The 19907-nt window shown below is 60.1% G+C and carries 17 protein-coding genes and 1 pseudogene; 12 read left to right on the plus strand and 6 right to left on the minus strand.

Annotation, left to right across the window (positions count from 1 at the left end):
• The 4 genes and pseudogenes from ACWKWE_RS18595 to ACWKWE_RS18610 form a co-directional block, all read left to right on the plus strand.
• A pseudogene (locus ACWKWE_RS18595) lies at positions 1–126 on the plus strand (threonine dehydratase); the annotation flags it as partial.
• 213 nt (positions 127–339) lie between these two features.
• The gene (locus tag ACWKWE_RS18600) at positions 340–768 is read left to right on the plus strand and encodes a DUF2269 family protein (RefSeq protein WP_166598742.1); all 429 of its coding nucleotides are present in this window, start codon (positions 340–342) and stop codon (positions 766–768) included.
• A gap of 33 nt (positions 769–801) precedes the next feature.
• Complete coding sequence (locus ACWKWE_RS18605; protein ID WP_166598741.1) at positions 802–2058, plus strand: SDR family oxidoreductase; 1257 nt, start codon at positions 802–804, stop codon at positions 2056–2058.
• A complete protein-coding gene (locus ACWKWE_RS18610; RefSeq protein WP_483851345.1) occupies positions 2055–2522 on the plus strand; it encodes a DUF2269 family protein in 468 nt (155 codons plus the stop codon). Before ACWKWE_RS18605 ends, ACWKWE_RS18610 begins: the two co-directional genes overlap by 4 nt.
• Positions 2523–2710: 188 nt before the next feature.
• Here the strand turns inward: ACWKWE_RS18610 and ACWKWE_RS18615 are convergent, their stop codons facing one another.
• The gene (locus tag ACWKWE_RS18615; protein WP_483851346.1) at positions 2711–3367 is read right to left on the minus strand and encodes a histidinol-phosphatase; all 657 of its coding nucleotides are present in this window, start codon (positions 3365–3367) and stop codon (positions 2711–2713) included.
• 165 nt (positions 3368–3532) lie between these two features.
• Between ACWKWE_RS18615 and ACWKWE_RS18620 the strand changes: the two genes are divergently transcribed.
• The gene (locus ACWKWE_RS18620) at positions 3533–4012 is read left to right on the plus strand and encodes an RNA pyrophosphohydrolase (protein ID WP_074751434.1); all 480 of its coding nucleotides are present in this window, start codon (positions 3533–3535) and stop codon (positions 4010–4012) included.
• 21 nt (positions 4013–4033) lie between these two features.
• Positions 4034–6313 carry a phosphoenolpyruvate--protein phosphotransferase gene (gene ptsP / locus ACWKWE_RS18625; protein WP_166598738.1) on the plus strand — a complete coding sequence of 760 codons (2280 nt, stop codon included), beginning with the start codon at positions 4034–4036 and terminating at the stop codon, positions 6311–6313.
• Positions 6314–6451: 138 nt separating this feature from the next.
• On the opposite strand, the gene ACWKWE_RS18630 is transcribed toward ptsP, so the two are convergent.
• Positions 6452–7198, minus strand: coding sequence for an NRDE family protein (locus tag ACWKWE_RS18630; protein WP_483851347.1), 747 nt, complete (start codon positions 7196–7198; stop codon positions 6452–6454).
• 115 nt (positions 7199–7313) lie between these two features.
• On the opposite strand from ACWKWE_RS18630, the gene ACWKWE_RS18635 reads away from it, so the two are divergent.
• The 5 genes from ACWKWE_RS18635 to ACWKWE_RS18655 all read left to right on the plus strand — a co-directional run bounded on the left by ACWKWE_RS18635 (position 7314) and on the right by ACWKWE_RS18655 (position 13077).
• A complete protein-coding gene (locus ACWKWE_RS18635; RefSeq protein ID WP_166598736.1) occupies positions 7314–8096 on the plus strand; it encodes a sulfite exporter TauE/SafE family protein in 783 nt (260 codons plus the stop codon).
• Between the two features lie 36 nt (positions 8097–8132).
• A complete protein-coding gene (lgt, locus tag ACWKWE_RS18640) occupies positions 8133–8945 on the plus strand; it encodes a prolipoprotein diacylglyceryl transferase (protein WP_341960552.1) in 813 nt (270 codons plus the stop codon).
• 58 nt (positions 8946–9003) lie between these two features.
• Positions 9004–9837, plus strand: coding sequence for a thymidylate synthase (locus tag ACWKWE_RS18645; RefSeq protein ID WP_483851348.1), 834 nt, complete (start codon positions 9004–9006; stop codon positions 9835–9837).
• A 418-nt stretch (positions 9838–10255) separates the two neighbouring features.
• A complete protein-coding gene (cfa, locus tag ACWKWE_RS18650; protein WP_483851618.1) occupies positions 10256–11341 on the plus strand; it encodes a cyclopropane fatty acyl phospholipid synthase in 1086 nt (361 codons plus the stop codon).
• Between the two features lie 287 nt (positions 11342–11628).
• Positions 11629–13077, plus strand: a complete 1449-nt coding sequence (locus ACWKWE_RS18655) for a catalase (RefSeq protein ID WP_483851349.1) — start codon at positions 11629–11631, stop codon at positions 13075–13077.
• Between the two features lie 203 nt (positions 13078–13280).
• Here the strand turns inward: ACWKWE_RS18655 and cadR are convergent, their stop codons facing one another.
• Positions 13281–13739 carry a Cd(II)/Pb(II)-responsive transcriptional regulator gene (cadR, locus tag ACWKWE_RS18660; protein WP_483851350.1) on the minus strand — a complete coding sequence of 153 codons (459 nt, stop codon included), beginning with the start codon at positions 13737–13739 and terminating at the stop codon, positions 13281–13283.
• 83 nt (positions 13740–13822) lie between these two features.
• Between cadR and ACWKWE_RS18665 the strand changes: the two genes are divergently transcribed.
• Entirely contained in the window at positions 13823–16114 is a 2292-nt protein-coding gene (locus ACWKWE_RS18665; protein ID WP_483851351.1) for a heavy metal translocating P-type ATPase, read from the plus strand.
• A 162-nt stretch (positions 16115–16276) separates the two neighbouring features.
• Here the strand turns inward: ACWKWE_RS18665 and hutG are convergent, their stop codons facing one another.
• From hutG to ACWKWE_RS18680, 3 genes are all read right to left on the minus strand, one after another.
• Positions 16277–17080 carry an N-formylglutamate deformylase gene (hutG, locus tag ACWKWE_RS18670; RefSeq protein WP_483851352.1) on the minus strand — a complete coding sequence of 268 codons (804 nt, stop codon included), beginning with the start codon at positions 17078–17080 and terminating at the stop codon, positions 16277–16279.
• Between the two features lie 24 nt (positions 17081–17104).
• Complete coding sequence (gene hutI, locus ACWKWE_RS18675) at positions 17105–18310, minus strand: imidazolonepropionase (RefSeq protein ID WP_483851353.1); 1206 nt, start codon at positions 18308–18310, stop codon at positions 17105–17107.
• 131 nt (positions 18311–18441) lie between these two features.
• Entirely contained in the window at positions 18442–19836 is a 1395-nt protein-coding gene (locus ACWKWE_RS18680) for an amino acid permease (RefSeq protein ID WP_483851354.1), read from the minus strand.
• Between the last annotated feature and the right edge of the window lie 71 nt (positions 19837–19907).

Raw genomic sequence — 19907 nt, forward strand, 5'->3', positions numbered from 1 at the left:
CGGGTCGTGGCGGGGTTGGTGGTGCCGGAAGATGAGCGGCATCTGGTGCCGAAGGCGCTGGCGGAGATTGGGTATCCGTATTGGGATGAGACGAATAATCCGGCGTATAAGCTGTTTTTGGGATAACGCCCTGCGCCGACCCTGTAGGAGCGAATTCATTCGGGAAAGGTGTCTCGGGCGGAACATGTGTGTCGTCTGTACGATTGCATCGCGAATGAATTCGCTCCCACAGGCCTATGTTCGACCTGCGAGGTGCGGTGGTCGTGGAGTAGCCGCCCAACGCAACTTCCCGCCCCCGACTACGCTCAAAGCACGGCCTCTATAAAGGAAAGCGCCACCATGGAACACTTCGCCGCCCTGAAAATCCTGCACATGGTCACGACCGTGCTGCTGTTCGCCTGCGGGCTGGCGCTGACGTTCTGGATCGTACGCGGACGGCGGGCCGGGGATCTGACGGTGCAGAATCGCGCCATGCAGAGGCCTTGGGTGTTTGTCTGGTTGCTGATGGGGTTGTGCCTGCTGACGCTGCCGATCAGCGGCTGGTGGCTGGTGCACTATGCGGGCTGGTCGCTGGGGCAGAGCTGGTTATTGTTCGCCAGCATTCTTTATACCTTTGGCGCGTTGAGCTGGGCCTGGCTGGCGGTGCGGGTCAATCGGCTGCGCAGGCCAGTGATCGTCGGCAACCCTAAATTTACCCTGGCGTTGGCGGTCTTTAGTGCGGTCTGTTTTGTCGCCATCGCCGGATTGATGGGTGCCAAGCCGGTTTAATTCCGCTGCATCACAATCACTACAAGGACGGTAATGAGGGTACTTCTGGCAGGTGCGACGGGATTCGTCGGACGTCACTTGCTCAAGGCGCTGAGCAGCGCCGGTCATCAGATCATTGCGACCAGTCGCACCCGGCAATCGTTGCGTTTGCCGGGTGTCGAATGGCGTCAGCTCGACCTCGACACCTTGGCTTCAGTGCCTGACCACTTCGAATTCCCCGAAGCCATCGATCTGCTGATCAACGCCGCCGGTTTGTTGAGTGTGGACGAGCAACAACTGAGCCTGACCCAGGACCTCGGGACTTGTGCGCTTTTCAATCTGGCGAAACACGCCGGTGTCCGGGTCCTGCACATTTCGGCCCTCGGCGCGGGCGGACAGCCGGACGTGCCGTTTCTCGCCAGTAAAGCTGCGGCGGATGACTATCTGATGGCGCTCGGCCTACCCGCCGTGGTGCTGCGCCCTTCGTTGATCGTGGGGCAGGGCGGTGCCAGCAGTGACTGGCTCGCTCGTCTTTCCGCATTGCCGGTGATCCCGTTGCTGGACCGCAAAGCCCGATTGCAGCCTTTGCACATCGATGATCTGGTCGGTGCCGTACTGGCCCTGATGCGCCGCTGGCCGGACGCCGCCGTTGTCTTGCCTGTGGTGGGGCCTGAGGTCATGACGCTAGGGCAGTTGATCGACCAGATGCGCATGTCCCAAGGATGGCCGACCGCCTGGTTTCTCAAAATCCCTGACGCTGTGACCGAGCTGGGGGCCTCGATGGGCGATCGCTTCGGCTGGAGAGCCCTGAATTATCAAAGCCTGCTCATGGCCCGTCGCGACAACATTGCCGATCCCGAAGTGCTGGAGTCGGTCTGTGGTTATCGCTGCGCCAGTTTGCGTGATCGTTTGCAGGAGTGGCCTGATCCGGCCCAAAGCGCACAGCTCGCCCTGCGTCCGATGATGCTGGCGGTGCTGGCGCTGATCTGGCTGGGCACGGCGTTCGTCAGCCTCGGGCCCGGCTTTGATTGGGGATTGCGAATTCTTGCCGAGGCTGGGCTGACAGGGCCCTTCGCGCAAATCGCGGCGGTGAGTGGTGCGCTGTGCGACGGCGTGTTGGGGGTTGGCCTGCTCATCCCGCGCTGGCGCCGCCGTGTGTTTCAGGCGCAACTGTGCCTGATGGCGGTTTACACCATCATCATCACCTTCATCCTTCCCCATTACTGGTTTGACCCTTACGCCGCTGTCGCCAAAAACCTGGTGCTGATGGTGGCCACCCTTTGGCTTTTACGGACTGAACCGCGTCGATGAACGCCTATTTACTGCTCAAAACCCTGCACATTCTGTCGTCCACGATCCTGTTCGGCCTCGGCGCGGGCTCGGCCTATTACGCGCTGAGGGCCTGGCGGACCGGCAAGGTCGAGGTCATCGCCGTGACGTTCAAGCATTTGGTGTTCGCCGACTGGGCGTTCACCACGACGACCGCGATCTTTCAGCCCCTGAGCGGGTTAGGCCTGGTATTGCTCGCAGGCTGGCCGCCTCATCAAACCTGGCTGATGTGGAGTTTCGGGTTGTACGTGCTGGCGGGAATTTGCTGGCTGCCAGTGGTGTGGCTGCAGATGCGGGTGCACAAGATGGCGAATCAGGCGTTGCTGGACGGCTCTGCGATGCCGATGAAGGCGACTGTTTATATGCGATGGTGGTTTGGCCTGGCGTGGCCCGCGTTCTTTTCGTTTATCGCGATTTTTTACTTGATGGTGGCCAAGCCGAGTTGAGGATGGCCACCGATCTTAAGCGTCAACGCTGCCCCCCCCCCGTGGGAGCGAATTCATTCGCGAGGGGTCAGTACAGTCGATGCATCTCTACCGCCTATACCGCCGCCTCGCGAATGAATTCGCTCCCACAGAAAAGCCGCGTTTGCCGAGTATCTGGTCCTCCGGCAAGTTGAGGTGCCCCTGATATCTCAATCGCGCAACGAAATCACCGGCCAGCCACGACGGGTCGCTTCGGCGCGCAGTTTTTCATCGGGGTCGACGGCCACCGGGTTGGCGACTTGCTCCAGCAGCGGCAGGTCGTTCATCGAGTCGCTGTAGAAATAGCTGTCTTCCAGATCAAAGCCGTTTTCTTCGATCCAGCGGTTCAGGCGCGTCACCTTGCCTTCACGGAAGCACGGAACGTCGGTGGTGCGGCCGGTGTAGCGGCCTTCGACAATCTCGCACTCGGTCGCCAACAGCGTGTCGATGCCCAAGTGCTTCACGATCGGCGCGGTCACGAAGCGGTTGGTCGCGGTGATGACCACCAGCTTGTCACCCGCATCGCGGTGCTTGGCGATCAGGGCGAGAGCCTTCGGCAGCACCAACGGCTCGATGCAGTCGCGCATGAACTCGCCATGCCATTCGTCGAGTTGCGCCATTTCAGTGCGACCGAGGATTTCCAGACTGAAATTCAGGTAATCCGTCAGGTTCAGAGTGCCTGCCAGATAGTCCTGATAAAAGGCATCGTTACGCGCCTTGTAAGCAGCACCGTCAAGGATGCCGCGTTCGCACAGGTAATCCCCCCAGGCGTGGTCGCTGTCGCCACCCAAGAGTGTGTTGTCGAGGTCGAATAAGGCCAGGCGCATGCGGTTACTCGCTGAATTGGCTGAAAAAAGAGCACAAGAATACGAGGTTTCATCAAGAGATCGCATCTATTAATGCAGTTGTCGCGATAAGCTGCCTGCGCCTCGTTGCTGCCTTCACGATCTTTGTGGAACAATGCGGCGACATGCGTTTGCGAGGTTGTAGCCGTGATCGACCCCGATGGTTTCCGCCCTAATGTCGGGATAATTCTGACAAATGATGCTGGCCAGGTCTTATGGGCTCGCCGTATCAACCAAGATGCCTGGCAGTTTCCGCAAGGAGGGATCAACCCTCAGGAAACGCCGGAAGACGCGCTCTATCGTGAATTGAATGAAGAAGTCGGGCTGGAACGGCACGATGTTGAAATTCTGGCCTGCACCCGTGGCTGGCTGCGCTATCGTCTGCCGCAACGTCTGGTCCGTACCCACAGCCAGCCGCTGTGCATCGGCCAGAAGCAAAAGTGGTTTCTCCTGCGCCTGATCTCCAACGAGCAGCGGGTGCGGATGGATTTGACCGGTAAACCGGAGTTCGATGGCTGGAAATGGGTCAGCTATTGGTATCCGTTGGGCCAGGTGGTGACATTCAAGCGCGAAGTGTATCGCCGCGCACTCAAAGAGCTTGCCCCGCGCCTGTTGGCGCGCGACTGACACGGAGTTCGACCCCGAGCCATGCTCAATACGCTGCGCAAGATCGTCCAGGAAGTTAACTCCGCCAAGGATCTCAAGGCGGCGTTGGGGATTATTGTGTTACGCGTCAAAGAGGCCATGAGCAGCCAGGTCTGCTCGGTCTATTTGCTCGACCCCGAAAGCAACCGTTTCGTGCTGATGGCCACTGAGGGCTTGAACAAGCGCTCTATTGGCAAAGTCAGCATGGCGCCCAATGAGGGCCTGGTCGGTCTGGTCGGCACGCGCGAAGAGCCGCTGAACCTCGAAAACGCCGCCGATCACCCCCGCTATCGCTACTTTGCCGAGACCGGCGAAGAACGTTTTGCTTCGTTCCTTGGCGCGCCGATCATTCACCACCGGCGTGTCGTCGGGGTGTTGGTGATCCAGCAAAAGGAACGCCGTCAGTTCGACGAAGGGGAAGAAGCCTTCCTCGTGACCATGAGCGCCCAGTTGGCTGGCGTTATCGCCCATGCCGAGGCCACAGGCTCGATTCGCGGGTTGGGGCGTCAGGGCAAGGGCATTCAGGAAGCCCGCTTCGTCGGCGTGGCCGGTTCGCCGGGTGCGGCGGTCGGTACGGCGCTGGTGATGCTGCCGCCCGCCGACCTCGAAGTGGTGCCGGACAAGACCGTCACCGACATCGATGCCGAGCTGAAACTGTTCCAGAACGCCCTTGAAGGCGTTCGTAGCGACATGCGCACGCTTTCAGCGAAGTTGGCGACTCAGTTGCGCCCTGAAGAGCGCGCGTTGTTCGACGTCTACCTCATGATGCTCGACGATGCGTCGCTGGGCAGTGAAGTCACCAACGTCATCAAGACCGGCCAATGGGCACAGGGCGCGCTGCGTTCGGTGGTCAATGAGCACGTCAACCGTTTTGAACTGATGGACGACGCCTACCTGCGCGAGCGCGCATCGGACGTCAAGGACCTGGGCCGTCGTCTGCTGGCCTACCTTCAGGAAGCGCGCCAGCAGGCGCTGGTCTATCCCGACGCGACGATTCTGGTCAGCGAGGAATTGACCCCGGCTATGCTCGGCGAAGTGCCGGAAGGCAAGCTTGTCGGTCTGGTCTCGGTGCTGGGTTCGGGCAACTCTCACGTGGCGATCCTGGCCCGTGCGATGGGCATTCCGACGGTCATGGGTGCGGTCGATTTGCCGTATTCCAAGGTCGATGGCATCGAGCTGATCGTCGACGGTTATCACGGCGAAGTCTTCACCAACCCCAGCGAAGCCCTGCGCAAGCAGTATTCGGTGGTGGTCGAGGAAGAGCGTCAGCTGTCTCAAGGCCTCGACGCCTTGCGTGAGCTGCCCTGCGTCACCCTCGACGGACACCGCATGCCATTGTGGGTCAACACCGGTCTGCTGGCCGACGTGGCGCGGGCTCAACAGCGCGGCGCCGAAGGGGTGGGCCTGTACCGCACCGAAGTGCCGTTCATGATTCAGCAGCGTTTCCCGAGTGAAAAGGAACAGCTGGCGATCTACCGCGAGCAACTGGCCGCGTTCCACCCTCTGCCCGTGACCATGCGCACGCTGGACATCGGCGGTGACAAGGCGCTGTCCTATTTCCCGATCAAGGAAGACAACCCGTTCCTGGGCTGGCGCGGTATCCGCGTGACCCTCGATCACCCGGAAATCTTCCTGGTGCAGACCCGCGCGATGCTCAAGGCCAGCGAAGGCTTGAATAACCTGCGGATTCTGCTGCCGATGATCTCCGGCACTCATGAAACCGAAGAGGCTCTGCACCTGATTCACCGGGCCTGGGGCGAAGTGCGCGACGAAGGCACCGATGTGCCAATGCCGCCGGTGGGCGTGATGATCGAAGTGCCAGCGGCGGTGTACCAGACCCGCGAGCTGGCGCGTCAGGTGGACTTCCTGTCAGTTGGCTCCAACGACTTGACTCAGTACCTGCTGGCGGTCGACCGCAACAACCCGCGCGTGGCTGACCTCTACGATTACCTGCACCCGGCTGTTTTACAGGCCCTGCAAAATGTCGTGCGTGACGCTCATGCCGAAGGCAAGCCGGTCAGTATTTGCGGTGAAATGGCAGGCGATCCAGCGGCTGCCGTGCTGTTGATGGCGATGGGCTTCGACAGCCTGTCGATGAACGCCACCAACCTGCCGAAAGTGAAGTGGATGCTGCGCCAGATCAACCTGAGCAAGGCGAAAGAACTGCTGGCGCAGCTGATGAAGAACGACAACCCGCAGGTCATCAGCAGCTCGCTGCAGCTGGCGTTGAGGAATCTTGGGCTGTCGCGGATGATCAACCCGACGTCCGTCAAAGGGCATTGATCGGTCATCAGTCTCGACTGCACACACTTGCCCTCTGTGGGAGCGAATTTATTCGCGAGGGGTCTGTGCATCCGACACACCTCTGTCGGATGTACTACCGCATCGCGAATGAATTCGCTCCCACAGGTATTTTGCATTTCACATCGTGAGCTCCACCTCACCCAATCGCCCGCCATACGGCCCGAAGCTGCGTTCGATCAGTCTCCGGCTGCCATCTGCACTGGCAATCAGCACCGTACTCGCCCGCGTCCCGTAATTCGGGCTGGCGATGAACACGCTGGACAGCAGCTTCTCGGTCGCCAAACCCACGCCAGTACTGGGCAGATCGGCGTCTGGTGCAGCCTCGGCATCCGCAAGAAACCCAAAAAGCGCCTCCGGCTCGGGCCGATCCAGTTGATCCGCAAGCGCGGCTTTCGCCCTCAGCAGCTTCGGCCACGGCGTGTCGAGCCCTGCGTTGGACACGCCATAAATCCCCGGTTCCAAGCGGCGTGGAACGGGATTCGACGCGTTGAGAAAGTGCAGCTCTTCGCGATTGCCCACTAACAGGTTGAAGCCGCCGTATTCCGTCGAGCGACCTGCGACTTCCCGCAAGTACTCGTCTATCGACAGCGAGCCGGTCAAAAAATGAGCAACCAGCTCACCCCTTGAGCGACGCCCCAACGGCTGGCCGGGATCGCGGATGTTGGTCAACGCGGCAAAGCGTCCCTCGGCCGTGACGCCCAGCCACGTGCCGCCCGCTTCCAGATCACGTCCAGCGTAGACGTGGGAAGCGTCTTCCCATTGTGCGAGAGGCAGGGTGGGACGTGCGTAGAATTCATCACGATTGGCCGCCAGAATCAGCGGCTGCGGGTGGGCAGGGCGCCAGGCGAAGACGATCAGGCACATGCGGGCCTCCTTTTTCTCGACACTGTACGCACAGATACACAGGACATCCATCGACCACAGGTGGAGGGCAAGCGCTTGCTCCGGTAACATGCCGCACTGATTTTCGGAGACCCCCATGGAATTTCTGCTCTATCTGGCCCTGGGCGCCTGCGCCGGCGTGCTGGCCGGGCTGTTCGGTGTGGGCGGCGGCATCATCATCGTTCCGGTGCTGGTGTTCAGCTTCACGCTGCAAGGTTTCGACAGTTCGGTCCTGACCCACTTGGCCGTCGGCACATCGCTGGCGACCATCGTGTTCACCTCGATCCAGTCGGTTCGCGCCCACCACAAAATGGGGGCCGTGCGTTGGGCGGTGTTTGCGTGGATGACGGTGGGAATTCTGATCGGCGCGGGGTTTGGCTCACTGACGGCCAGCTACATCGCCGGGCCGCATTTGCAGAAAATCATTGGGATCTTCGCCATTCTGGTCGCCCTTCAGATGGCCCTCGACCTCAGGCCCAAGGCCAGCGGCAGCGTGCCGGGCAAGACGGGGCTGACGGCGGCAGGTGTGGTGATCGGCTGGGCGTCGGCGATTTTCGGCATCGGCGGTGGATCATTGACCGTGCCATTCCTCACCTGGCGCAGTCTGACGATGCAGCAAGCGGTCGCCACGTCCTCCGCCTGCGGCTTTCCCATCGCGGTGGCGAGCGCCATAAGTTTCATGATTCTGGGGTGGCATGACCCGCTGCTGCCCCCGCATAGTCTCGGTTTCGTGTACTTGCCTGCGCTGATCGGCATCGCCGTCACCAGCATGTTTTTCGCCCGTTTTGGTGCGAAGCTGGCGCACAAACTGTCACCGAGGGTGCTGAAACGACTGTTCGCACTCCTGCTGGTGGTCGTGGGTACCAGTTTTCTGATTTGATTCGTTGCTCTATGAGCGTCCATTTAAGGAGTCGCAATGCTGCCTTACCCGCAGATTGACCCGGTAGCCGTGGCCATCGGTCCGCTGCAAATTCACTGGTACGGCCTGATGTACCTGGTCGGCATCGGCAGTGCCTGGTTCCTGGCTTCGCGTCGTTTGAACACGTTCGACCCGACATGGACCAAGGAAAAACTCTCGGACATGATCTTCTGGGTCGCGATGGGCGTGATCGTCGGTGGACGGCTGGGTTACGTGCTGTTCTACGACCTGCCGAACTACATCGCCAACCCGCTGCTGATCTTTGAAGTGTGGAAAGGCGGCATGGCATTCCACGGCGGTTTCATCGGCGTGATGATCGCGACCTACTGGTTCGGCAAACGCAACGGCAAGTCGTTCTTCCAACTGATGGACTTCATCGCGCCAATGGTGCCGATCGGCCTGGGTGCCGGGCGCATCGGCAACTTCATCAACGGCGAGTTGTGGGGCAAGCCGACTGACCTGCCGTGGGCCATGGTCTTCCCGCCGTTCAGCGACCCTGCTCAACTGCCGCGCCACCCGTCGCAGCTGTATCAATTCGCGCTGGAAGGTGTGGCACTGTTCGTCATTCTCTATTTCTTCTCGCGCAAACCGCGTCCGACCATGGCCGTTTCCGGCATGTTCGCGCTGTTTTACGGGATTTTCCGCTTTGTCGTGGAGTTCGTCCGAGTGCCCGATGCCCAACTGGGTTATCTGGCCTGGGGCTGGGTCACCATGGGTCAGATCCTCAGCCTGCCGATGATCATCGGCGGCCTGGTGTTGATCTGGCTGGCCTATCACCGCGCACCGGCTGCCAACAAGGCAGCGGTTTGACTCTGGATCGCCCGGCTCATGAGGCCGGGCGATTCATCGATACAGAGGGCCTTTGGGCATGAAGCAATACCTTGAGCTGTTACAGGACGTCATCGCCAACGGAACGCGCAAGGGCGACCGCACCGGCACTGGCACGACGGCGGTGTTCGGTCGTCAGATTCGCCACAACCTGGCCGATGGCTTCCCGCTGCTGACCACCAAAAAGCTGCACTTCAAGAGCATTGCCAATGAGCTGATCTGGATGCTCAGCGGCAACACCAACACCAAATGGCTCAACGAAAACGGCGTGACCATCTGGGACGAGTGGGCGACTGAAGACGGCGACCTGGGCCCGGTTTACGGCGCACAGTGGACCGGCTGGCCAACCAAGGACGGCGGCAAGATCAACCAGATCGATTACATGGTCGATTGCCTCAGGCACAACCCCAACAGTCGCCGTATCCTGTTCCACGGCTGGAACACCGAATACCTGCCGGACGAAAAGCTGTCGCCTCAGGAAAACGTGAAGGTCGGACGTCAAGCGCTCGCGGTCTGCCATTTGCTGTATCAAGCGTTCGTGGCGGACGGCAAGCTGTCGATGCAGCTGTACATTCGCAGCTCCGATGTCTTCCTCGGCCTGCCGTACAACATCGCGGCGCTGGCCCTGCTGACCCATATGCTGGCGCAGCAGTGCGACCTGATCCCGCACGAGATCATCGTCAGCCTGGGCGACACCCACGCCTATTCGAACCACGAAGAGCAGATCGCCACGCAACTGACCCGCACGCCCAAAGCGCTGCCTCAGTTGAAGATCAACCGCCGCCCGGACAGCATCTACGACTACCGTTTCGAAGATTTCGAAATCGTAGGCTACGACGCCGATCCCAACATCAAAGCGCCTGTGGCGGTTTGAGCCTCCAGCGCTGAAGACTCTGTAGCAGTTCGGCTCGCCGGCGGTAGCGATTCTGCTCACGCCGCCAGCAAGCCGTACTGATCCAGAGCGATTTAATTAAACTCGCACGAGGCTTCTATGTTCTAACCGGTTAACCCCAAAGTTCCCGGTCAATTAAAATTTAATAAAAGACCGGATTGTTGCAGTTGCGTAATAACTGTTTTGCAAGGCAGTAAACAAAATTGATTTGATAGATATTTTCAATCTGTCGATTGCGTGTATTGAGTTTAACTCTGGGGATTGTTTGTTCTATAGTCGAGGTCTACCGATAAGTCTTTAGCCTGACACGCGTTTGGAATCACCCTCCATGACCACGACGAACTTCAGCACTGACACTTACTCCAGCACCACCTCCGGTCTTTATCGCGCCGCCGCTCGCATCCTCAACGAAGCCGGAATCCAGATCAACGGATCGGCACCCTCGGATATTCGCTTCAATGGTCCCGGCGTTCTCGAACGCGCTTTCGCCCAGGGCAACCTGGGGTTGGGCGAGGCCTACATGGAGGGGCAATGGGACAGCGAGCATCTAGACGAGTTTTTCCATAGGCTCCTCAAGACGCGGATGACGGAAGACGTCAAACCGATTCGCTTGCTGTTCTACGCGCTCATGGCCAAGTTCATGAACCGGCAAAACGTCAAACGTTCGAAAACGGTCGGTGAAGTGCATTACGACCTGGGCAACGATTTCTATTCGAAAATGCTCGACTCGCGCATGACCTACACCTGCGGGTACTGGGAAAACGCCACAACCCTCGAAGAAGCGCAAGCCGCGAAGCTCGACCTGATCTGCCGCAAGTTGCAACTCAAGCCCGGCATGCGCGTGCTCGACATTGGCTGCGGCTGGGGCAGCTTCATGAGCTATGCCGCCGAACACTACGGCGTCGAAGCCGTGGGTGTGAGCATTTCCAAAGAACAAATTGCCTGGGCCAAAGAGCGCTACAAGCACCTGCCACTTGAATTCCGCTTCCAGGATTACCGTGAACTGGACGAGCAGTTCGATGCGATTGCCAGCGTGGGCATGTTCGAACACGTAGGCCGCAAGAATCATCGGGAATACATGGAACTGGCCAATCGCTGTTTGAAACCCGGTGGGTTGTTCCTGTTGCATACCATCGGCAAGAACCAACGCAACTCTTACCCTGATCCATGGATCGACAAATATATATTCCCCAATGGAGACCTGCCTTCAATTGGTCAAATGGGCGATGCCATGGATGGGTTGTTCGTGGTCGAAGACTTGCACAACTTTGGCGCGGACTATGACAAGACACTCATGGCGTGGCACGACAACTTCATGAAGGCCTGGCCCGAGTTTGAATCGCAGTTGGGTGAACGCTTCTATCGCATGTGGCGTTATTACCTGTTGTCCTGTGCCGGGGCGTTCCGCGCGCGGGACATTCAATTGTGGCAGTGGGTATTGTCCAAAGGCGGCGTGCCGCATGGTTACCACCGCAGCCAGATTTGAGCACTCACCTCAAACACCTCTATAGGTGCGCGCTTGCCCGCGAAGGCGGTGTGTCAGATGGCTTGGGTGCCATCGACGCACGGTGATCGCGGGCAAGCGCTCCTACATCTGCTCGATCATCTACGACTATCATTTCGCCTTCCGCTAATTAACTTCCTCTATCCACCCAGTGCGGCATCACAATGAGCTTCGGCGCCGGGTTTTCCTTATCGTCTCTCCATCGAACAAGCACACGGCTGGCTTCACATGAGGTCGCCGGGAAACATGATCCCCGAGGAGAGAAGCGCATGAGCAACAAACTGACGACCGCATTCGGCGCCCCTGTTGTCGATAACCAGAACATCCAGACCGCAGGCCCTCATGGTCCGGCGCTGTTGCAGGACGTCTGGTTCCTGGAAAAACTTGCTCACTTCGACCGCGAAGTCATCCCGGAGCGCCGCATGCACGCCAAAGGCTCGGGCGCGTTCGGCACGTTCACCGTCACCCACGACATCACCCAATTCACCCGCGCCAAAATCTTCTCGCAGATCGGCAAGCAGACTGAAATGTTCGCCCGCTTCTCGACCGTCGCTGGTGAGCGAGGCGCTGCGGACGCTGAACGCGACATTCGCGGCTTCGCCCTGAAGTTCTACACCGAAGAAGGCAACTGGGACCTCGTCGGCAACAACACCCCGGTGTTCTTCCTGCGTGACCCGCTGAAATTTCCTGACCTGAACCACGCCGTGAAACGCGACCCACGCACCGGCATGCGCAGCGCTGAAAACAATTGGGACTTCTGGACCCAACTGCCCGAAGCGTTTCACCAGGTCACCGTGGTCATGAGCGAGCGCGGCATTCCCCGCAGCTACCGCGAGATGCACGGTTTCGGCAGCCACACCTACAGCTTCCTCAACGCGCAGCACGAACGTTTCTGGGTCAAGTTTCACTTCGTGTCCCAGCAAGGCATTGCCAACCTGACCGATGCCGAAGCGCAGGATTTGGTGGGTCGCGATCGTGAGTCCCATCACCGCGATCTGTACGAAAGCATCGAGAGCGGCAATTTCCCTCGCTGGAAACTATTCGTGCAGATCATGCCGGAGAAGGAAGCAGGCAGTTACCACATCAATCCGTTCGACCTGACCAAGGTCTGGCCGAAAGGCGATTACCCGTTGATCGAAGTGGGCGTGTTCGAGCTGAACCGCAACCCGGAAAACAACTTCGCTGACGTCGAGCAAGCCGCGTTCGCGCCTTCCAACGTGGTGCCGGGTATCAGTTTCTCGCCGGACAAAATGCTGCAAGGCCGACTGTTCTCCTACGGCGATGCCCAGCGCTACCGCTTGAGCGTCAACCACCACCAGATTCCGGTGAACTCGCCAAAAGCAGCGCTGCACGTGAACAGCTATCACCGCGATGGCCTGATGCGCATCGACGGCAACCGTGGCGGCATGACCTCGTACGAGCCGAACACCAAAGGCGCGTTCCAGGAGCAGCCTGATTTCCGCGAGCCGCCGCTGTCCATCGAAGGCGCTGCGGGCCACTGGAACCACCGTGTGGACGACGACTACTTCTCGCAACCGGGCAACCTGTTCCGCAACATGAGCCCGAAAGAGAAACAGTCGCTGTTCGACAACACCGCACGTGCCCTGCGCGGCGTGTCGGCGCCGATCATCGCGCTGCACATCAAGCACTGCACCCAGGCTGACCCGGCGTACGGCGCCGGTGTGACCGAGGCGGTGGAGCGTATTCACCACGCGTAACGGCAGCTGAAACACAAAGCCCCCAACCTGAGTGACAGGTTGGGGGCTTTTTTATCTGCGTCGGACACGTGTTGCTTGCCCAACGATGATCCTCTGTAGAAGTGAGCTTGCTCGCGACGACGTCGTAGCAGACAGATCTTCATTTCCGGGCTATCGCCATCGCGAGCGAGCTCACTCCTACAGGTCGAGCGTTTCCTTTAGATTCAATGTCCGTGGCTCCGCCCCACATGGGAATGCTCCACTTCGGCGGCGACCACGCTGCCGCTTACTTCCAGTCGATCCAGAATCCCGCAATGATCCGGCGCGCCTTCGCTGCAGCGCTGTCGCAAATCCACCAACTGCGTTTGTAGCGCCTGAAGGCTCGCGATGCGGGCGCTGACGTGCTGGATGTGCTCGTCGATCAGCGCATTCACGCTTTCACACTGATCTTGCGGGCTGTCGCGCAGGGCCAGCAGACTCCGGATTTCATCCAGCGTCATGTCCAGGCTGCGGCAATTGCGGATGAAGGTGAGGCGCTCAACGTGTTCCTGAGTGTACAGCCGGTAATTGCCTTCACTTCGCGCAGGCTCGGACAGCAGCTTTTCGCGCTCGTAATAACGAATGGTTTCCACGGGGCAGTCGGTCAGTTTGGCCAGCTCGCCGATCTTGAAAGAGGCGTTCATGTCATCGATCCCGTTTTGAGGCTTGACCCTATAGTGGCTACAGGGTGTTCACTTGGCAACACGCACACCAAGAGACTCAATCGATGAGTGACTCTGTACACAAACATTCGCCCCACGATCACGCCGGTCACGACCATAGCGGTCATGACCACGCAGGTCACAGCCACGCCGCTCCGGGCAGATTCACGCCGGTCGGCAAGCACGAACACAAAGCCCATTCTTGCTGCTCCCATGAGAGCGCTCCGGCGGTGGTCAGCGTTGGCAACGGTTCGACAGACAACGCGCGTCTTAGCCGCTTCCGCATCGAGGCAATGGACTGCCCGACCGAACAGACGCTGATCCAGAACAAGCTGGGCAAGATGTCGGGCATCCAGAAGCTCGAATTCAATCTGATCAATCGTGTGCTGGGCGTCTGGCATGAACTGCCGTCGACCGACCCGATTCGTGAGGCCATCGGCTCGCTCGGCATGCAGGCTGACGCGATGGAAGAGGGCGCAGCCCAAGAGACCGAATCGCTGCCGTCGCCGAAAAAGCCGTGGTGGCCGCTGGCACTGTCCGGCGTGGCTGCTGTGGCGGCGGAAGTCATTCACTTCACGGATGCCGCGCCGACCTGGGTGGTCGCGCTGATTGCGCTGGTCGCCATCTTCAGTGGCGGCCTGACCACCTACAAAAAAGGTTGGATCGCGCTCAAGAACTTCAATCTGAACATCAATGCCTTGATGAGCATCGCCGTCACCGGCGCAGTGCTGATCGGGCAATGGCCGGAAGCGGCGATGGTGATGTTCCTGTTCACCGTGGCCGAGCTGATCGAAGCCAAATCCCTGGACCGCGCGCGCAACGCCATCGGCGGCCTGATGCAGCTCACGCCGGAAGTGGCGACTGTGCAGCAGGATGGCCAGTGGGTTGAGGTCGAGGTCAAGCACATCGCATTGGGCAGCGTGGTCCGGGTCAAACCGGGCGAGCGCATTGGCCTGGACGGCGAAGTGGTGGCGGGGCATTCGAGCATCGACCAGGCGCCGATCACGGGTGAAAGCCTGCCGGTTGAGAAGACCGTGGGCGACAAGGTGTTTGCCGGGACCATCAACCAGGCCGGTTCGCTGGAGTACAAGGTCACGGCGGCGGCGAACAATTCGACGCTGGCGCGGATCATTCATGCGGTCGAAGCCGCCCAGGGTGCGCGTGCGCCGACCCAGCGGTTTGTCGACAGCTTCTCGAAAATCTACACCCCGGCCGTGTTTGCGCTGGGCCTCGCCGTGGCGATTATTCCGCCGCTGTTCATGGGCGCGGCGTGGTTCGACTGGATCTATCGCGCGCTGGTGTTGCTGGTGGTGGCGTGCCCCTGTGCATTGGTGATTTCAACGCCGGTGAGCATCGTCAGCGGTCTCGCTGCGGCGGCGCGCAAGGGGATTCTGGTCAAGGGCGGCGTCTATCTGGAAATGGGGCACAAGCTCGATTATCTGGCGTTGGACAAAACCGGGACCATCACCCACGGCAAGCCAGTGCAGACCGATTACGTGTTGCTCGACGAGGCGTTCGGTGAGCGGGCGCTGCCGATTTCAGCGAGCTTGGCGGGGCGTTCGGATCACCCGGTTTCTCAGGCCATCGCCACTGATTTCGGCAAGGACGGGCATCTGTCGGTCGAGGGGTTCGAAGCGCTGGGCGGGCGGGGTGTGAAGGGTGAGGTCGATGGTCGTCTGTATCACTTGGGCAACCACCGGTTGGTGCATGAGTCGGGGCTGTGCTCGCCCGAACTTGAGGCGCGTCTTGAGGTGCTGGAAACCCAAGGCAAAACCGTGGTGCTGTTGTTCGACGAGACCGGACCGTTGGCGTTGTTCGCCGTGGCCGACACGGTCAAGGACAGCAGCCGTGAAGCCATCGCGCAATTGCATGCGCTGGGCGTGAAGACCGTGATGCTGACCGGTGATAACCCGCACACGGCCAAGGCGATTGCCGCACAGGTGGGGATCGATCAGGCCCAGGGCAATCTGCTGCCGACCGACAAGTTGCAGGCCATTGAAGGGCTGTACGCGCAGAACCATCGCGTCGGGATGGTAGGTGATGGCATCAACGACGCGCCTGCATTGGCGCGGGCGGAGATCGGCTTCGCCATGGCGGCTGCCGGGACTGACACCGCCATCGAAACCGCCGACGTGGCGTTGATGGATGACGACTTGCGCAAGATTCCGGCGTTCATCCGCCTGTCGCGGGACACCGCTGCGGTGCTCAAACAGAACATCGCGCTGGCGCTGGTGATCAAGGCGATCTTCCTGGCCGTGACCTTCGCAGGCGTCGCGACCATGTGGATGGCGGTGTTTGCGGATATGGGGGTGAGTTTGCTGGTGGTGTTTAACGGGTTGCGGTTGTTGAGGAAGTAACGCAAGTTTTGACGACGCTGCGCTATCCCCTGTGGGAGCGAATTCATTCGCGATGGTCTGTCTGACGATGGATCTGCGTCGGATGTACCCATGTCTCGCGAATGAATTCGCTCCCACAGGGAGGTCAGCATTTCACATCAGGAAGTATATGAAGTGGAGCGATTACTTCCCGTACTTCTCCCGCCCCCAGGCGATCATGCTTTCCAGCAGTGATTTCAATACCACCCGCGTCGGGTCAGCCAGGTCCGCGCGGTAGGGGAACGGCACGAACTCTTCCATGTACGTGCTCTGCGCCAGTTCCAGCTGCACCGCGTGGATGTTCTCGGACGGGTTGCCGTAGTGGCGGGTGATGTGGCCGCCCTTGAAACGACCGTTGAGCACATGGCTGTAGTTCTTCGCGCCTGCGCACACCGCTTCAACGCGTTTTTCCAGCTCGGGATCGCAGCTCGCGCCGTTGAAGGTGCCGAGGTTGAAGTCCGGCAGGCGACCGTCGAACAAGTGCGGGATGTGGCCGCGAATCGAGTGGGCGTCGAACAGCAGCGCGTAGCCGAACTCATCACGCAGACGCTCAAGCTCGTTGCGCAGGGTGTCGTGGTAAGGCGTCCAGATTTGCTCCAGATACATCGCGCGTTCTTCCTGGGTCGGCACCAGGCCTTCCTTGAACAGCGGGTCGCCTTCGAACAGCGTCGACGGGTACAGTCCGGTGGTCGCACCAGCGTACAGCGGCTTGTCGTCGGAGGGGCGGTTGAGGTCGATGACGAAGCGCGAATACTCGGCCGCCAACACGCTGGCGCCCAGATCGTGGGCGAAATCGTAGAGGCGCGGGATGTGCCAGTCCGTGTCCGGCAGGCTCACAGCCTCGTCCACCAGCCCTTCGCGCACCACCGGCGTCAGGTTCAGACCTGGGTGCGGCATGCTGATCAGCAGCGGCACGCGACCGCGAGTGAAACTAAGTACCTTGTCCACAGTATTCTCCTGATTGGAAACGGCTTAGAAACGACTTTCCACGCCGTGACGCACGACGCGTTTATCCAGATCCCCGCCCAGCCAATAGGCCAGGTCCGCGGGCCGTTCAATGTTCCATGCAACGAAATCGGCGACCTTGCCGACTTCCAGCGAGCCGTGCGTTTCGGCCAGTCCCAAGGCTTGCGCGGCATGAATCGTTGCGCCCGCCAGGGCTTCTTCCGGGGTCATGCGGAACAGGGTGCAGGCCATGTTCAGCATCAGTCGCAGCGACAGGCCCGGCGAGGTGCCGGGGTTGAGGTCGGTGGCGATGGCGATCTTCACGCCGTGTTTGCGCAGGGCGTCCATCGGTGGCAACTGGGTTTCGCGCAGGAAGTAAAACGCACCCGGCAGTAACACGGCGATGGTGCCGGAAGCGGCCATGGCGATGGCGTCTTCCTCGGTCATGAATTCCAGATGGTCAGCCGACAGCGCCTGATAACGGGCTGCCAGACTCGAACCATGCAGCGACGACAACTGCTCGGCGTGCAGCTTCACCGGCAAGCCCAATTGGCCGGCGGTGATGAACACCTGCTCGACCTGGGCAGGCGAAAACGCCAGGTATTCGCAGAACGCATCCACCGCATCCACCAGATTTTCAGCCGCCAGTGCAGGCAGCATTTCCGAGCAGATATGGGCGATGTAATCGTCGGCGCGATCCTTGTATTCCGGGGGCAGGGCGTGGGCAGCGAGGCAGGTGGTGCGCACGGTGACCGGGAGTTTTTCCCCCAGCTGGCGAGCGACGCGCAGCATTTTGCCTTCGCTGGCCAGGTCCAGGCCGTAGCCGGATTTGATCTCGATCGTGGTCACGCCGTCCTTCAGTAAATGCTGCACACGGCGCTCGGCGCTGGCGTAGAGCTGCTCTTCGCTGGCCGCCCGGGTCGCGCGCACGGTGCTGGCGATACCGCCACCGGCCGCTGCGATATCGGCGTAGCTGACGCCTTGCAGACGCTGCTCGAATTCGCCGCTGCGATTGCCGCCAAACACGGTGTGGGTGTGGCAGTCGATCAGGCCAGGTGTGACCCACGCGCCGTCAAGGTCAACCTTTTGAGCATCAGCCAGATCAGGGGCATCGCTCAGAGGACCGACCCAGGCAATGTGCGCTCCGTCGGTCACGATGGCCGCGTTCTCGATGATCGAATACGTGCCGTTTGCCATGGTTGCTGCGTGACAGTTATGCCAGAGCGTTTTCATCGATACCTCCAGAGTGCGAAACGATAAAGAACCTGTGGGAGTGAGCTTGCTCGCGATGACGGTGTGTCAGACGGCATAGATGTTTCTGGCCCGTCGCAATCGCGAGCAAGCTCACTCCTACAGGATTGGTGTCATCCGACAGATCGATGTTTGGTCAAGTCTTGTTTTGGCTTCACCCAAACCCGATACGCAATCACCAACATCACAATCCACACCGCACCCACCAGAAGCGCTGCCTGCGTATCGGGGAAATACCCCAGCACCACAAACACGAATACCATGAAGGCAGTGGCGGCAATCGGTGCGACCGGCCACAACGGCACCGGAAATTTCAATTGCGCGACGTCTTCCGGACTCATCGAGCGGCGCATCGCAATCTGCGTGACGAGGATCATCAGCCACACCCAGACCGTGGCGAAGGTCGCGATGGATGCGATCAGCAGGAACACGTTCTCCGGAATCAGATAATTCAGCACCACGCCGCAGAGCAATGCGGCGCCCATCACCAGCACGGTCATCCACGGCACGCCGTTGGCCGACAATTGCGCAAAACCCTTCGGTGCCTGACCCTGTTTGGCCAGGCCATACATCATGCGACCGGCGCCGAAAATGTCGCTGTTGATCGCCGATACCGCTGCCGAGATCACCACAATGTTGAGGATGATCGCTGCCGAGGAAATCCCCAGCTTGTCGAAAATCTGGACGAACGGGCTGCCCTGATTACCGATCTCCTGCCACGGATACAGTGACATCAGCACGAACAGCGTCAGCACGTAGAACAGCAGAATGCGCAGCGGCACGGCATTGATAGCGCGGGGAATCACCCGCTCAGGATTGCGCGCTTCGCCTGCTGCCACACCAATAATCTCGATGCCACCAAAAGCAAACATCACCACTGCCAAAGCCGCCACTAGCCCGCTGACGCCGTTGGGCATGAAGCCGCCCTGGGTCCACAGGTTGCTCACGTGGCTGACGCTGTCGCCCGCAGACGACCCGATGCCGAACAGCAGAATCCCAAAGCCCGCGAGGATCATCGCGATGATCGCGCCGACCTTGAGCAGCGACAGCCAGAATTCCGTTTCGCCAAACACTTTGACGCTGCACAGGTTGAGCGCGCCAATCACGAAAACGATGCCGAGCACCCAGGTCCAGCGGGGCACGTCGGGGAACCAGAAACCCATGTAGATCCCGAATGCCGTGACGTCGGCCAGGCAGACGATGATCATCTCGAATGCGTAGGTCCAGCCCAGGACGAAGCCTGCCAGCGGACCCAGGTATTGCGTGGCGTACTCGCTGAACGAGCCGGCCACTGGATTGCGCACGGCCATCTCGCCCAGGGCGCGCATGACCATGTACACCGCGGCACCCGCGATGAGGTAGACCAGCAGGACAGCAGGCCCTGCCAGTTTGATCGCCGACGCCGAGCCATAGAACAACCCGGTGCCGATCGCCGAACCCAGCGCCATGAAGCGAATGTGACGGGCGCTGAGCCCGCGTTTCAGATCTGTTGCGTTTTGCGGTTTCATCTCACGCTTTTCCTAGTCTTTCCTTTTGCTGAAATGAGGATGGGAACCCAATCCTACAGGGCGGTGGCGAA

This window comes from Pseudomonas salicis, from assembly GCF_057128705.1.